The organism is Methylobacter svalbardensis, assembly GCF_037671525.1.
Classification (GTDB): domain Bacteria; phylum Pseudomonadota; class Gammaproteobacteria; order Methylococcales; family Methylomonadaceae; genus Methylobacter_A; species Methylobacter_A svalbardensis.
This window is the reverse complement of the sequence record NZ_JAWPOH010000015.1, coordinates 1-15,080: the sequence shown is the minus strand read 5'-3', so window position 1 is coordinate 15,080 and position 15,080 is coordinate 1. Positions and strand designations below refer to the sequence as shown.

Sequence of the window (15,080 nt, the reverse complement as noted above, 5' to 3'; positions counted from 1 at the left end):
ATTATTCAGTTTTGTAATTTTTAGTCTCATAACTCTCAACCTTAGCGGTTGAATCCACTCTAATCGAAGTAGCCCATACTCCAGTCTTCAACCACACTCTCATAAAGACAACCTTTCCTTTGTCAAACACCTGAGTGGTAATTTCTCTGATCATAAAGGCAAACATGCTTACATCAGGATCAACGTATATATCGTGAGACCCAGGATCAACCAATACCTTCAATGGCGTCTTTGGAGTTACTTTACCAATCAATTGCTTATCAAGAAAGACATCACAAGACCCAGATATACATCCTTCCTCATGATAAACGATCAAAGTTGATTTATCCTGTGATAAAGATGTTGAGCCAATTGGAACTGATATGGTTGGTATACAGCCGCTCAATAGGAGCAAGATAAAAAGCAATACGGTGAGCCTTAGTCGTTTTTTCATTTCAATCCCTATAATTATTAAAAGTGCATCTAGCCCAGGTTCTTAATGGGATGAAGTAAGCAAAACTTGAGGGAGTGTAGTTCATGAAAAGGTCTAACGCCTAGACCTTTTCACATTGCAAGCGCATGATTATGCGAATTTAGCAGGCAAGATGCACGCTAAAGACTAAATTTGATCGAAAAACGCCACAGTCCAGAATGGAAATAGCAGAACCAAAGACGATGCAGGATAGCCCCCATACCCCGCTTTTCATTTTGGCAAAAGTGAAATCAGAATACCGACTTTAGACAAACTCAATTTTTAAGAAAAATGCGTACCAATGGGATTGGCAGCAGGATTAGGTAATCGGAATTGAAGATTTTGTTTGGAGTACAGGAAAAGATTAGCGCGGGGTAAGACCTGCTTTTTTGTTAAACAGTAATAAAACTGCGTAACGGATACTTTTTTTATTTGCAGTATTGGCAGATGTTGCCGTTGGATTGTTCAATGAGATTCAATACGAGCCACCGTTCAAGGTGGGGCAAAAGGTGGGGCAAGCAGGCATAAAAAAACCGATTGTCTTTAAAAAACAATCGGTTATTTCGTGTATATGGCGGAGAAGCAGGGATTCGAACCCTGGGAGGGGATAAACCCTCAACGGTTTTCAAGACCGCCGCTTTCGGCCGCTCAGCCACCTCTCCATACCCGGCGTATTATATATAATGTTATATTTATTGCAATAGTAATTCTTTATTTAAGGCAGATATTACGCTCTTTGAAGCCTGACTAAAGGAATGCATTTTGAACGGTTTCATAACAAACTCATTGTCGGCGTTTGTCTTATTGGACATGCATTGCGGTTTTCAGTTCTTGCGGTAATGAATATCAACGACTGTATACCGAGCTTCTTTAAGCTCGTTTTTAATGGCGACTTCATCATCAAAATTTTTTTTAAGTAGCGCTCTTGCCAACGGCGAATCAAGGCTAATATAGTGTTTTTTAGGATAAAGTTCGTCAGATCCGACTATGCGGTAGGTCACTTCCTCGCCCACTTCATTTTCCAAGGTCACCCAGGCGCCAAAAAAAATCCTGTCCTGATCGTCGGGGGGCAGCGAGACGATATTAAGGTCGGGCAATCGTTTCTGCAGATAATGGATGCGCCGGTCTATACCGCGTAATTCTTTTTTACGGTAGATGTATTCGGCATTTTCCGAGCGATCGCCTTCCGCTGCTGCCGCAGATAAAGCTAGAGTCACTTCTTTGCGTTTGCTCCACAGCTCTCTTAATTCACTTTCCAGCGCTTGATAGCCTTCAGGCGTGATGTAAGGGGATGACTTAGGCCCCGGCGGTTTCCAACGTGACATGATTGATTTCCTGCGGATAAATTACGATGAATTGACATATTTTTTCAGACAAAAGAGCTGCAATTCTTTATCATAGTCGGCTTTTAAATGACGAAAAAGGTTTTATCATGCAAATAGCTGACAATATGGCTGTCTCAATTCACTATACTTTGACTAACGATGATAGCGAAGTATTGGATAGTTCAACAGATGGTGAGGCTTTGGTTTATCTACACGGCACAGGAAATATCATTCCCGGCTTGGAAGATGCGTTGCTCGGCAAAGCTGTCGGCGATAAATTTAAGGTGCGCATTGCGGCCAAAGATGCTTATGGCGAACAAAATGATGAGATGATTCAGGTCATCCCGCGAGCAATGTTTGAAGGTATTGATGAAATTGAAGTCGGTATGATGTTTCATGCCGATGTCAGTTCCGGCTCCGGCGAGGTCACCATCGTTAAAATAGAGGGCGATGATATTACTATTGACGGCAATCACTCGCTGGCAGGAATGGCCTTAACGTTTGATGTTGAGGTTGTTGATGTTCGACCTGCAACTCAAGAAGAAGCCGAGCATGGGCATATCCATGGTGCGGGTTGCCATCATTAAGTTGGCTGTGGCGGCGACTTCGGCTACAGCCTACTGTTGGTAGTCGCCGCCACAATTCTGTCCATGTGTTAACTTAATGGCGGTCTTGCCTGCACTTTATCTAGCCCACAAAAACCTTCAGTAATTCAGCGGTATTCGCCATGCCTTTATGGAGATGCCGCTCAATTTCCGCCATGGTTATTTCACCTGCCGTTTTTCCTGCTGCCCAATTGGCGACTACGCTGATTGCGGCATATTCCATGTCGAGTTCTTTGGCTAACGCGGCTTCCGGCATACCGGTCATGCCGACCAGATCGCAGCCATCTTTTTCCATGCGTTGTATTTCTGCGGCGGTTTCCAGGCGCGGACCTTGGGTGCAGCCGTAGGTGCCTAGCGGGCTGATTTTTATGTTGGCATCGCGCGCGGCGCTAATTAAGCGGGAGCGCAGTTTCTGACTGTACGGATAGGTAAAGTCGATATGGGTGACTGCTTCATCGTCAAAAAAAGTATGCTGGCGGCCATAGCTGTAATCAATAATCTGATCGGGGATGGCGATATGCGCCGGTATCATTTCGCCGGTAATACCGCCTACGGCGGCAACGGCAATGATCTGTTCGACACCGAGTTGCTTTAGTCCCCAGATATTAGCCCGGTAATTTATTTTGTGCGGAGCAATGCTGTGCGGGTCGCCGTGCCGGGCCAGGAAGATAATCCGGGTATTGTTCAGTTCGCCGGTAACGAATTCGGCAGAAGGCGAACCGTAAGGCGTGCTCAGCTGTTCCCGTTTGATGATGTTTAAGTCGCTAAGTTGGGTTAGGCCGGTGCCGCCGATGATGGCTAATTGAGTCATGATGATTATTCCTTGCAGGCAAAAATGCCCGGTGCGTTGCGTAAATAGCCTTTGTAGTCCATGCCGTAGCCGAATAAATAACGGTTTTCCACGCTCAGTCCGACAAAATCGGCGGTTAAGGGTTTTTCATGGTCGAGGATTTTATCCACCAACACGGCGCTGTAGACGGCTGCTGCGCCTTGTCCCCGGCAATATTGATAGATCGCTTGAAGGGTGATGCCTTCATCAAGGATGTCGTCAATAATCAGTACAGTTCGTCCTTTAAGCGGTGTTTCCGGTTTAAGCAGCCATTCGATGCTGCCGCCCGAGGTCTGGTTTTGATAACGGCTGGCGTTGATTGAGTCTATGGTCAACGACATGGTTAAGCGGGTCAGCAATTTACCGAAGGTCGGGATGCCGCCGTTCAAGACGCAGAGTAATAGCGGGTTGCGATCCGCAAGTGCGATGTTGATTTCCTGAGCCATGTTATCGATAGCGGCTTCAACTTGCTGTTCGCTGTGCAGCAAATCGGCAGTTGCCTGGACGTGTTTTATTTCTTCAAGCATATTGATGAGTGTTGATGAGTGTTGATAGTTGCAGCCATTTCTCGTTGCGCATCAGTTGTTCGCGGTTCATCTGCGGCTTGCCTTGCATACGGCTAAGGCGCTGCTCCCTGATGGGGTCTTGGCTTATCGGCAGAGACTCAAGCACCTGTTCGGCGGCGATCGGATTGTTGCAAACCAGAATCATATCGCATCCGGCCAGTTGCGCAAGGCGGGCACGTTCCGGGAAGTCGCCGACCGATGCCGCGCCTTCCATGCTTAAGTCGTCGCTGAATACCGTGCCGTTAAAGTTCAGTTCCTTGCGTAAAATCTGCCCAATCCAGAACGGCGAGAAACCGGCCGGCTTCGGGTCGATTTTCGGATAAACCACATGCGCCGGCATAATGCCTTCCAGGCCTTCCTCGATCAATTGTTTAAAAGGCAGCAGGTCTTTTGCCCTGATGCTGTCCAGGTCTCTTTCGTCTATCGGTAAGGTCAAATGCGAATCCAGCGTGACTGCGCCGTGACCGGGAAAATGCTTGCCGGTGGCGGCCATGCCTGCTGTATTCATGCCTTTTCTAAATAAGCTGGAAAGACGGGTTGCAAGCTCAGGATCGGTTGAAAACGAACGGTTGCCGATGATGTCGCTGACACCGCAATCAATATCCAAGACCGGCGCAAAGCTGAAATCAACGCCGACAGCCAGTAATTCGGCGGCCATTAACCAGCCTGCCGGTTCAGCCAGTTCCGGCGCTTGCGCATAGCTAGCCGCAGGCGGCAGCCGAGTGAAGCCTTGTTGAAAACGTTGTACTCTGCCGCCTTCCTGGTCGACGGCAATCAATAGCTTGCCATTACGCGCGGCACGAATGCTGTTAATGAGTTCGGTAACTTGTTCGGGATTTTGATAATTGCGCGAAAAAAGAATGACCGCCCCGGTGTTGGGATGGTTTATTTTATCTTTTTCGTCTGCTGCCAGGGTTAAGCCGGCAACATCCAGCATTATCGGGCCGATCGGGAGATTGGTTGTCATTACATGGATTCGTTTTAAAATTGATGGGCTTGTGGCCTATACTAGGCCACTATTTTTTGGCTACACGGAGCCTGTTATGCGTTTATGGATTGTGGTATTAAGTTTTCTGTTCATGTCTGTTGCTGTTGCGAATGAAGGGACAAAAGAATCAGCATCAGATCCGGAATATCTGGAAATGGCTCCTAAGTTTATCGTTAATTTAGCGGAACCCAAAAAATTTTTGGTGATAAACGTGCAATTATTGGTTGAAGGCGCCGGAGCTATTGAGGCAGTAAAAAAACACATGCCTGCATTAAGACACGAATTAATTATGCTGTACAGCGGCAGGTTGTCTGATGAATTGCAAACCATGGAACAGCGCGAGGCGTTGCGGCAAGAAACGACGGCTGTTATTCGTCAGACGCTGGAGAAGATGGAAGGCGGTAAAGGGCATGGCAAGCCAGCTTCGGCCGAGGAAGGCCAGGTTGAACATACCGACGGATTTAAAGACGCTTATTTTACTGAATTTTTGGTTGACTGATTTTTTCTCAGGCTAAGGGCTAAAGCCTTGGCGTCGAGTTATATTTTTAATTGCTCTTTAACGCGGGCCAAGTTTTCTGTAATTTGCTGTTCTGTATAAGGTTCGGCAGCGAATTTCCCCCAGACTGGCGCAGGCCAGGCTTTATCGGTTTGATAGCGGACGATATGGTGGATATGCAGTTGGGGAACCAAATTCCCTATTGCGGCAATATTCATTTTATCCGCTTGATAAAGGTTGGCCAGATTTTCGGCAAGATAGCTCGATTCCTCGATCAGTAACTCACGTTCCGTTTTGCTTAGCTGGTAAATTTCCTGTAGACCCGCTCGTTCCGGTACCAGTATAAACCAGGGGTATTGGCTGTCATTCATCATCAATAAGCGACATAATTCAAAACGGCCAATAGTTATGCAATCCTGCTCTAAGCGTGGGTGCAGCTGAAAACTCATAACACTATTCATCCTAAAAAAATAAAAGCAATGCTTGAAAATGACTAAATAATCAGTTTAACTTAATAGCCAAGCTCAGAATATAACAATAATAAGAGGGTAGTTTCATGTCGGCTAGAACCTTTTCAGATCAGGCCATTTCAGTTCAAGATAGTTCTGATGATAATCAGCTGGTTATTTCGTTTCGGTTGTTGTTGGGGCTGTATGCCATCATTCCCTTGTGTTTATTGCTGCAGTTGTTTGACGGTTGGTTTTGGAACGGGGTTTTACAGCAGCATTTACCGAACAGTCCGAAACAGTTTTTATTGTTTCAAATTCTTTTTGGGACGCCGCATATCGTCGCGAGCTCCATCTTGCTGGCGAGCAATACCGAATATCTGAAAGTGTATAAACTGAAAATCATGTTCATGACGGCGGCTATCGTGATGATTTTCGGCGTGGGCAGCCTGTTCATTCCTTATAAAGTGCTTTACTTGATAGCGGCTGCCTGGACGGTATACCACGTACTTAAGCAGCAAATTGGCGTGGGGCGCGGGCTGTATCGTTTGCCCGATTGGGCTTTTTATCTGCTCTTGTGGCTGAGTGTGACGGCGGGCATTTTTGTTTATATCGGCATATTTTTAAAAAACAGCCTGGATGTGCAACAGTTGGAGTGGATAAAGCTGATTGCGGGCGGTTTATGTGTCGCGATGATTGGCAGCGCATTGCTATGTCAACGCTATGCGACCACGGCGATGGGAAGGTGGTTTTTGTGGTCGAATGTTTTATTGGTCTTAAGCAGCTTTTATCTGTTTGTTCAGCAGTATTATTTCCTCGCGATTTTGGTGCCAAGACTGGTGCATGATGCGACGGCTTATGTTTTCTACGTGGTGCATGATTACAACAAGCACCACCGGCACCCGCAGAATTTTATCTATCGCTATGCGGCGCGTTGCCATCTGCCGGTTTTTATCGTGTTGCCGATAGCGTCATTCTTGCTGGCGTTTGTGTTGCAGTCCTACGGAGACAATGCGGTCAATAGTGTCACCGAGTTGTTTTTCGGCGTAGAGATTCGCAAAGCGATTACCGTGGGCTTGCTGGGTTATCTGGCGTTAATGCATTATTATACCGAATCCTTTACCTGGAAGCACGGTTCGCCTTATCGGCGGTTTATTGCGTTTTCGAAATAGCGACTGAATCTAAAAACCGCAAGCTTTTCGTGTTTTTCGTGGACGAAATGGTTTTTCAAGGCCTAGCCAGTTCTCTGACCGCATCTTCGGTATGGAAGAATACCTTGCCGGGTTTTAGTTGCTCGATAAAATCGGTTTTTTCAAGCTTATCGAGTACCGGGCCTTTTGCTTCCGAGATATGCAAGGTCATATTCGATGCTTGCAAGCTTTGGTTCAGATTTTCCAATACCTCCAATGCCGTGGTGTCTATGTCGCTGATGGAGGTAAAAATCAGCACGATATGTTTAATGTCCTGTTGCTGTCTTAACTCGGCGTTGATGAATTCTTCGATATAATTGATGTTGGCAAAGGTGATGCTTTCATCGACACGCAGCAACAGCAACTGAGGCCAGGTTTCCACGCGATGGCGCTTGATATTGCGGTAATGTTCGCTGCCGGGTAGGCGTCCGACCACGGCAATATGCGGCTTGCTGGTTTTGCGCAAATGGCTGATCAGGGTCAGAATTATGCCCAAAGTGATGCCTTCTTCAATGCCGTAGACTAAAACGCCCAGCAAGGTAGCGATTTCGGCGATGCCGTCGCCGCGGTCGTAGCGCCAGGTGACGGCAATATTGCTGAGTTTAACCAAAGGAATGATGGCGACCAGGATAATCGCAGCCAATGCCGCTTTGGGGATGTTCTCAAACCATGGGCTGAAAAAGATGACCGCCAGCGCAAGCAGTCCGGCGGCGATCAGCATCGCCATTTGGGTGCGCGCACCGGCAGCGAAATTCACCATGGTGCGGCTAAAGCCGCCGGCTACCGGCATGCCGCCGGAAATGGCCGCTGCCAGATTAGCGGTACCCAGCGCAATCAATTCCTGATTGGGGGCGATTTTCTCGCCTCTTAAATTGGCGGTAACCTTGGCAATGGCGACGCTTTCCACATAGGCAATCAGCGCGATAAAACCGGAGTAGGGCAGTAGTAATCGCCATTTCTCAATAGAGCCGAAATTTATGTTTAACGCGGGGAAGCCCGATGGAACGTGGCCGACAACCGCCATTTCCTGATTAAAATAACTAACGGCCAGGGTTGCCAGGATGATGGTCAATAATGGCCCGCATTTGCTGATGGCGGTGATCAGGGGAACTGGAAGACCTGCTTTTTTAAGGATGAAAACGATCGGCTTGCCGAAAAATACCAGTAAACCCAATGCGCTAAAGCCGATGAGCATGACGGCGATATTAAATGTCTGAAAAATCGCGCTGAAGCACGCGGGATTAAGTCCGCAAGAGGGCATTTTTATGCCGAACAGCTGCGGTAACTGGCTGCCGATAATCAATAGCGCGGCACCGCTGGTAAAGCCGGTGAGTACCGGATGGCTGATAAAATTCACCAACCCGCCCATGCGCAACAGCGCCATCAACAACATGATGATGCCGCTTTCTGCGGACAGAATCAACGCGCTTTGTACGGGATTGCCCAGTATGCTGATCTCCGGCGCAGTTAAGGCGCTGGCAATCATGATCGCGGCAATCGATACCGGTCCGACCGACAGTGTGCGACTGGTACCGAGCAGGGCATACAACACCGGCGGCAGGATACTGGCATAAAGTCCCAGTTGCGGCGGAAGTCCGGCCAAGACCGCATAGGCAATACCCTGGGGAACCAGCAAAATAGCGGTGATGATGCCGGCGAACAAGTCGCCGTTAAATTCCTCGCGGGTGTAGGATTTTAGCCAGCCTACAATCGGGAATAACCGGATAAATCGGGAGTTATTGGGTTTTGAATGGGGCATGGTGAAGAAAAAAGGCGAAAGGTACAAGGCGAAAGGCGAAAGATGTAAGGAGCAAAAAGCATTTTTGCCTTTCGCCTTTCGCCTAATAATTTACTCTTCCTTCATGAACTTTTTGGCATAGCTTTCCAGATGGGGAATATCGATGCGATAGCCTTTGAGCATCAAATGCCAGTACAGCCATGGAAAACCGGTAGTTTTACCCCACCACCAGATAGCGCGGCTTTTTCTTGGATCCAGGAAAGGAAAAGAAGGCGTTACCTTGCCGTCGTAGGCAAACTCGGCCAACATCACTTTGTCCAGTGAAGTGGTTAATGGGCAGGAACCGTAACCGTCATAGCCTTCTCTTAGGTTAGTACTGTTCTTCAAACTGAGAATATTGTCGACCACAACCGGAACCTGTTTGCGCACCGCGGCCGCAGTTTTGGCATTCGGTGTCGAACCTGCATCGCCCAGGCCGAAAATATTGCCGTATTGATTATGTTGCAGCGTGTTCGGGTTGACATCAACCCAGCCGGCGGCGTTGGCCAGCGGGCTTTTTTTGATGAAATCCGGCGCACTTTGCGGCGGCGTGACATGAATCATGTCGAATGCTTTAGTAACTCGCTGCTTGTTGCCTTCGCTATCGGTGGTTTCGAAGGTGGCGATTTTGGCCGGACCGTCAATAGCAACCAGATTATGGTTGAAACTGGTTTTAATGCCGTAATCGGCGACGACTTTGCTTAAGGCTTTGGCAAAAAAGGGCACGCCGAACATGCCCGGACCGGCATTTAAAAATTCAATAGTGAATTTGTCCAGCGTGCCTCTTTTACGGAAACGATCCGCCGCCAGATACATGATTTTTTGCGGAGCACCGGCGCATTTGATCGGCATCGGCGGCTGGGTGAACAGCGCCGTGCCTTCCTGGATATTCTGGATGCATTCCCAGGTGTATTCGACGGTCTCAGCAGAATAATTGCTGCAAACATTGTTTTTGTTCAGCGTTTCTTTCAAGCCTTCAATCTTGTCCCAATCCAGTTGCAGGCCGGGGCAGACCACCAGGTAGTCGTAACTGACGGTATCGCCGGAACGTAAACTGACGCTGTTATCGTTCGGTTCAAAGGTTTCTGCGTAATCCTTGATCCAGGTGACGGTCGGGTGGATTAAATCGGCTTCATTGCGGATGGTTTCTTTTAAGGTATAAGCGCCGCCGCCGACAATGGTGAAGCCCGGCTGGTAATAGTGAACTTCGGACGGTTCAACGATCGCGATATCAATCTCAGCGTTTTGACGGCGCATGTTGTTGGCAACGGAAACGCCGGCGGCGCCTCCCCCGATGATTAGCAAGGTATGGTGTTGGTTTGACATAAATTCCTCTTAATTTTGTAGTTAGTGGAAAATTTTGGTACACGACAAAAAAGTGTAAAACAACTCGATTTCTTTGTCATGTACCCATTTTTCTTTTATTGGCCAGCTTTTTAGGCGGTTGGGTTTTAGGCGTTACTTTTCCACGCCTCAAACCCGCCAGCCATAGACAGCACGTTAGTGTAACCCAGTTGCTGCAGGGTCTGCGCCGCCAATGCCGAGCGGTTGCCCAGGCGGCAGTAGATGAGTACCGCTTTCGACTTGTCGGCCAGTTCGGGCATGTTGCCGATTTTAAACTCCAGCATGCCGCGCGGCACCAATAATGCCCCGTCAACATGTCCTGCTGCGTATTCGCTTTCTTCGCGGGTATCGATCAGCACGATATTGCCTTCCTTAAGCAGCTGTTTCGCTTTGGCAACATCGATTTCAACGATCTGTTGCTTGGCCGCTGCCACCAGCGCCGCGCCTGTTCCCGACAGGCTTGCGGCATACACACCATCCCTGGCGATATCTTCGGTTTTTGTTGTGGTACGGACCGGCAATGTTGCATCCCTGAGCGCTACGGCATCCTGACGTTGATCCTCATCCAAACCGCAATAACGGTTGGCGGGTACCGCTTCATCGATTAACCGGGGCTTGGGTAAATTCAGGTTAAGCATAATCTCGATGAACTGCTCGCGGGTCTTGCCGGCCAGACGCGGATTGGTGGTACGTTCCTGCATGATGCTGCTGACCCAGTGCTGCTGATAATCATGGCCCGGATAGACCAGCGTTTCATCCGGCAGGGTAAACAAGCGCTGGGTAATGCTGTCATACTGCGCACCGGCATCGCCGCCCTGGAAATCGGTGCGGCCGCAACCGCCGATCAATAACGAATCGCCGGTAAACAATCGGTCGCGCCATAAAAACGAAATACTGCCGCGCGTATGTCCCGGCGTGGCAATCACCTTGATCTGTTCGGTGTCGGCGAATTTGAAAACATCGCTGTCCTGAATTTGAATGTCAGCGGACTCCGCGCCGCACAGTCCGCTGACGCCCGTTTGTGCTCCCAAACGTTGGCGCAGCAGGCCGCTGGCGGTGATATGGTCGGCATGCACATGCGTTTCCAGCGAATATTTCAGTTGCAGGCCATGTGTTTTCAGCAGCTCAATATACTCTTCAATGTGCGTGTTGACCGGATCAATCAGGATGGCGTCCTTACTGACCGGATCGGCAATCAAATAGGTGTAAGTCCAGGTTTCGTGATCGAATAATTGTTTGAATAGCATGATGTCTCTCCGGTTGTTGTGTGAGGGCTTGATTTAATTGGGTATCACTCCTTTCAAAGGCTGAATCTCTGGATTATCGAGAGCTGGAGCCGGCAAAGGATAGAGCAGATTGATACGATGCCCCTGCGGATTCGCTGTCATTTTAGGCAACGTTTTCAGGTAACGCACCACAATTTCGCTGACGTCCAGCGGCTTGCCATTTTCGTCCTTCACAACATCAATAGAGCTGCCTGGTGTAGCGCAAGCTCCGCAGTTATTGATGGTCTTAGGATCATCGGCATACCAGTAGCCTGCGACGGAATAGGGCACTGATAGCGCATGCGGTGCAACGTATGTGCCTTCATCTTTGGGGTCGATAGCTTCTCCGCCGATCTTGATGTTGGAGCCTTTAAAGCCATAAGGCGCATACACATCCAAATCGAAGCTTACGTTGCTGTAGCCGAACATCCACCCGCCGGTCCAAAGGCCCGGTACAGTAGAGAACGAACCTCGGGTGGAGTTCTCGATCTGCTTTTTGAGCTGATTGCCAAAGACCGGGTAAACCTTGGCAATGCGCGCACCTACAGGCAAATAGTGGTAAATATCCGACATGGTGATCGGGCCTGGCACTACATGTGTGCCGTAACGAAAACCGCGAATGGTCGCAAAATCCGAACCGGCAGCCCAGCGCATCGCATCAACAATCAAATCGTGAGACGTGCCCTCGATGATACCAGGATTATCCGTTTTGCTATCGGTGAAGTTTGAGCGATGCAAAGCCACGTCGGTATAGCCCACCACGGTATCAACCGGGCGCAGCAAGGTGCTGGTGTTGCCGCCGATTGTTACCGTCTGGCCCTCAACAAAAGTGCCGCTTACAAAAGGCGCGCGGACTTCTGCAATCTTGCGCGCGACTGCCGCATTTTCCTTGATCTCGTCTGTGATGATATGCGGCGTCCATTTCCAGGTCAGTTTGCCATCCCCTGGAAACTTATGACCTTTTTTAACCTTAAGGCGAATCTCACCCAGCATGGTGCCGTCCTGGCCTTCTTCTACCAGGACGGTGCCGGTTTTAAGGACAATGGGCTTGATGCTGCGCTCGTGCATGTCCGCGTTCAGAATAAAGTCAACGCCAGGGTATCTGGAGGCAAGATCGATGGTTCTGGCCAGCTCAAGTTCCGAGGTCATCACAATGATGTCAACATGCTCAACATTACGCAGTTCGTTGATGTAGTAAGGCATTTCATTTTCACCATCGGTGTATACGAAACCCTTGGTGACAACCGGACCGACCGCGCGAATGGCTCGCGCTGTAGTCATGCCCAGAACGCCGACTTTTACGCCATTGATCGTTTTCACGACATAAGGCGGTAATGGACGCTGACCTGCGAGCTTGGGATAGGGGGTGGTGGCATCTGTCGATGGAAAATCGATATAGCCCGGCACACCGGTGGTCTTTTTGTCCACGCCAAGCGCCGGGCGATCCGATTCGCCAGGTTCGGCAGAAACCTTGCCAGGACAAAGAGGTTCGGATACCCCGGCGCAGACATAATATAGGTTGGCGGCGACGGTCTTGGCATCAAGCAGTGGCGGCTTGCCGGGTGAGCCGACAAAAGTCTCCAGGAACCGTTCCGGCCCATAGAGATAGTCCCAGTTGCCAGGCTCGTCGAAGTCAGGCTTCAGCAGATTCATTACATCAATCAGCGCCTGACCGCGGGTGAACATGGCTTCGGCAGAGCCTTGCAGGGTATCGCCTGTATTGAAATAGAGTGTCTTTCCGGGATTGGCTTTTTTGATCTGGTTGATGACGGTCGCCATACGCGCAAGACCTCCTTCCATGCGACCGGTAGTATCGCTGCGAACATTGTGCCTGGACACGAGGTGGCCGTGGATGTCGCCGGAATGAATCAGCGTGAGTTCTCCGCTTCCTGCAAAAGCTGTCCCCGAAATTATCAATCCACTGAGTACGGTTAATTTCCCTAAATTGCCTCTAATCATTTTATGTTCCTGTCCAGTTAAAAATGGCCCAACACCTTATCTCATAAGTGGAGTTGTCCTCGAAGTCAGTGGCATCAAGTTCCCGAAGTATCAGTATTTCGTTCATGATTGTATTCCTCAAATATATTTTTATAAAAATTGGCAAGCCAAAATCGCTGCCACTTTCGCTTAGCTAAAATATTTATAATGTGACAGTCAGTTTCTTGTAACCATCACACAGCTACGTAATATTTACAGCTAAAACCATGCCAGTAAATATTAATTTTATAACTCATTGTTTTTATTTTGTTATTAAACAGATTTGTTTAAGCTAGTTGTTTCATGTATTGTTTCGATGAAACAATAATTCACTAATTTGATACGCTAATGAAACAAACGGCACTATTTTTCAAGAACGATCCTGACTGGTTGGCGCAATTCGACAGTACAACTATTTTCTCCAAAATGCTCGATCTTTGTGATTGCGCGGGCATCTATATTGTTGATAAAGATCAACAGCTTCTTCATTGGAGTCTTGGGGCGGAAAAGTTATCGGGACTCAAATGTGCCAATGTCATTGGTAAGGCTTGTTTGCAAGAGTACGCGATTACAGAGGCCGGTAAAAATAAAGAACAGCTTATAAAATTAACCCGGGTCGATGGTTATAAAATTGAAGTGAAAAAAGTTGTTCAGATTTTACATGATAAAGCTGGCTTTTTTGCAGGAGGCATAGGCTTGCTTTTTTCCTGTTCGGAACAGGCGTCAAACACTCTTTTGCCTAAAGTCCCGCTTGAAGCCAAGCAAAGTTTTCAGGGGATATTAAGTCGCTCACCGGCCATGCAGGCGGTTTTTCAGATTATTCAAAATGCCGCAGAAACAGAAGTAACCGTATTGGTCAGAGGCGAGAGCGGTTCCGGCAAGGAACTGGTTGCAAAGGCCATTCACGATCTGAGCGCCCGGCACAACGCGCCTTTTTTGGCGGTCAATTGCGCGGCCTTGTCCAGCAGTCTGTTGGATAGCGAGTTGTTCGGTCATGTGCGCGGCGCGTTTACCGGTGCGGTCAAGGATCATAGCGGCCTGTTTCAACGCGCGCACGGCGGAACCCTGTTTCTGGACGAAGTGGCTGAACTGCCGCTTGAATTACAGGCCAAGCTGCTTCGGGTCATACAGGAAAGAAACTTTATCCCGGTAGGCGGCGACCGCTCGATTGATGTCGATGTGCGCATCGTTGCTGCAACCCACCGCTCATTGCGAGAGGAAGTCAAGATGGGCCGCTTCCGGGAAGACCTGATGTACCGACTCAGGGTCGTGCCCATCTTTATTCCTCCGTTACGGGAGCGCCGGGAAGATATAAGCTTGTTGATCTGGCATTTTATCCAGCAGCACAATGCCGCCAATTTCAGGAAAATCGAAAAAATCGATCCGCTGGCCATGCGGGCGTTGCTGGACTATGCGTGGCCGGGCAATATCCGGGAGCTGCATAATGTCGTCGAATATGCGTTTGCGGTAGGCAGAGGCACGACCTTGCGCTGGTCAGAATTGCCGCCCGAGTTCAGGGAGCCGCGTACCGTTGGGCTGCAACCAGTGCAAAATCTGCCGTTGTCGGCGGAGGAAGAGTCCGTTGCAATCCGTCAAGCCCTGGAGCAGAGCAATGGCAGGGTTACCCTGGCCGCCCGTTCGCTGGGTATGAGCAGGGCAACGTTCTGGCGTAAGCGTAAGATTTATGGGGTTTAACCCATCTCCTTACACACAAATACTAAACCAGTCCATCTAGCTTGCGGGCTATCTGTATTCCATACACGCAGTCTTGTATTCTCTGGAACCCTTTCCATATGCTTTTAGCGCCGGGCTCTCCATCCG

At 49.0% G+C, this 15,080-nt stretch carries 14 protein-coding genes and 1 tRNA gene; 4 read left to right on the top strand and 11 right to left on the bottom strand.

Going from position 1 to position 15,080, the window contains the following annotated elements; all coding sequences use genetic code 11:
• Nucleotide 1: 1 nt before the first annotated feature.
• The 3 genes from RW114_RS08015 to greB form a co-directional block, all read right to left on the bottom strand.
• On the bottom strand, nucleotides 2-433 hold the full coding sequence (locus tag RW114_RS08015; RefSeq protein WP_340122227.1) for a hypothetical protein: 432 nt from the start codon (nucleotides 431-433) through the stop codon (nucleotides 2-4).
• Between the two features lie 590 nt (nucleotides 434-1,023).
• Nucleotides 1,024-1,113: transfer RNA gene (locus tag RW114_RS08010), tRNA-Ser, on the bottom strand.
• Between the two features lie 162 nt (nucleotides 1,114-1,275).
• Complete coding sequence (greB, locus tag RW114_RS08005) at nucleotides 1,276-1,776, bottom strand: transcription elongation factor GreB (RefSeq protein WP_340122226.1); 501 nt, start codon at nucleotides 1,774-1,776, stop codon at nucleotides 1,276-1,278.
• 107 nt (nucleotides 1,777-1,883) lie between these two features.
• Here greB and RW114_RS08000 point away from each other — a divergent pair, with 107 nt between their 5' ends.
• A complete protein-coding gene (locus RW114_RS08000; protein ID WP_340122225.1) occupies nucleotides 1,884-2,363 on the top strand; it encodes an FKBP-type peptidyl-prolyl cis-trans isomerase in 480 nt (159 codons plus the stop codon).
• A gap of 100 nt (nucleotides 2,364-2,463) precedes the next feature.
• On the opposite strand, the gene RW114_RS07995 is transcribed toward RW114_RS08000, so the two are convergent.
• The 3 genes from RW114_RS07995 to nagZ are packed head-to-tail and all read right to left on the bottom strand — an operon-like array spanning nucleotide 2,464 to nucleotide 4,743.
• Nucleotides 2,464-3,192, bottom strand: a complete 729-nt coding sequence (locus RW114_RS07995; protein ID WP_340122224.1) for an S-methyl-5'-thioinosine phosphorylase — start codon at nucleotides 3,190-3,192, stop codon at nucleotides 2,464-2,466.
• A gap of 5 nt (nucleotides 3,193-3,197) precedes the next feature.
• Nucleotides 3,198-3,737, bottom strand: coding sequence for a hypoxanthine-guanine phosphoribosyltransferase (locus tag RW114_RS07990; protein WP_340122223.1), 540 nt, complete (start codon nucleotides 3,735-3,737; stop codon nucleotides 3,198-3,200).
• Nucleotides 3,730-4,743, bottom strand: a complete 1,014-nt coding sequence (gene nagZ, locus RW114_RS07985) for a beta-N-acetylhexosaminidase (RefSeq protein ID WP_340122222.1) — start codon at nucleotides 4,741-4,743, stop codon at nucleotides 3,730-3,732. Before nagZ ends, RW114_RS07990 begins: the two co-directional genes overlap by 8 nt.
• Between nagZ and RW114_RS07980 the strand changes: the two genes are divergently transcribed.
• Nucleotides 4,733-5,263, top strand: a complete 531-nt coding sequence (locus tag RW114_RS07980) for a flagellar basal body-associated FliL family protein (protein ID WP_340122221.1) — start codon at nucleotides 4,733-4,735, stop codon at nucleotides 5,261-5,263. The genes nagZ and RW114_RS07980 overlap by 11 nt on opposite strands.
• A 38-nt stretch (nucleotides 5,264-5,301) precedes the next feature.
• On the opposite strand, the gene RW114_RS07975 is transcribed toward RW114_RS07980, so the two are convergent.
• Nucleotides 5,302-5,709: an HIT domain-containing protein gene (locus RW114_RS07975; RefSeq protein WP_340122220.1), complete on the bottom strand. Its 408-nt coding sequence runs from the start codon at nucleotides 5,707-5,709 to the stop codon at nucleotides 5,302-5,304.
• Nucleotides 5,710-5,816: 107 nt separating this feature from the next.
• Here RW114_RS07975 and RW114_RS07970 point away from each other — a divergent pair, with 107 nt between their 5' ends.
• Nucleotides 5,817-6,878, top strand: coding sequence for a hypothetical protein (locus RW114_RS07970; protein WP_340122219.1), 1,062 nt, complete (start codon nucleotides 5,817-5,819; stop codon nucleotides 6,876-6,878).
• A gap of 55 nt (nucleotides 6,879-6,933) precedes the next feature.
• Here RW114_RS07970 and RW114_RS07965 read toward each other — a convergent pair whose 3' ends face one another.
• The 4 genes from RW114_RS07965 to RW114_RS07950 form a co-directional block, all read right to left on the bottom strand.
• Entirely contained in the window at nucleotides 6,934-8,655 is a 1,722-nt protein-coding gene (locus RW114_RS07965; RefSeq protein WP_340122218.1) for a SulP family inorganic anion transporter, read from the bottom strand.
• Between the two features lie 90 nt (nucleotides 8,656-8,745).
• Nucleotides 8,746-9,999 carry an NAD(P)/FAD-dependent oxidoreductase gene (locus RW114_RS07960; protein ID WP_340122217.1) on the bottom strand — a complete coding sequence of 418 codons (1,254 nt, stop codon included), beginning with the start codon at nucleotides 9,997-9,999 and terminating at the stop codon, nucleotides 8,746-8,748.
• Between the two features lie 125 nt (nucleotides 10,000-10,124).
• Nucleotides 10,125-11,264, bottom strand: a complete 1,140-nt coding sequence (locus RW114_RS07955; protein WP_340122216.1) for an MBL fold metallo-hydrolase — start codon at nucleotides 11,262-11,264, stop codon at nucleotides 10,125-10,127.
• A 33-nt stretch (nucleotides 11,265-11,297) separates the two neighbouring features.
• Nucleotides 11,298-13,241, bottom strand: coding sequence for a bifunctional metallophosphatase/5'-nucleotidase (locus RW114_RS07950; RefSeq protein ID WP_340122215.1), 1,944 nt, complete (start codon nucleotides 13,239-13,241; stop codon nucleotides 11,298-11,300).
• A 366-nt stretch (nucleotides 13,242-13,607) separates the two neighbouring features.
• On the opposite strand from RW114_RS07950, the gene RW114_RS07945 reads away from it, so the two are divergent.
• Entirely contained in the window at nucleotides 13,608-14,954 is a 1,347-nt protein-coding gene (locus tag RW114_RS07945) for a sigma-54 interaction domain-containing protein (protein WP_340122214.1), read from the top strand.
• Nucleotides 14,955-15,080: the final 126 nt, after the last annotated feature.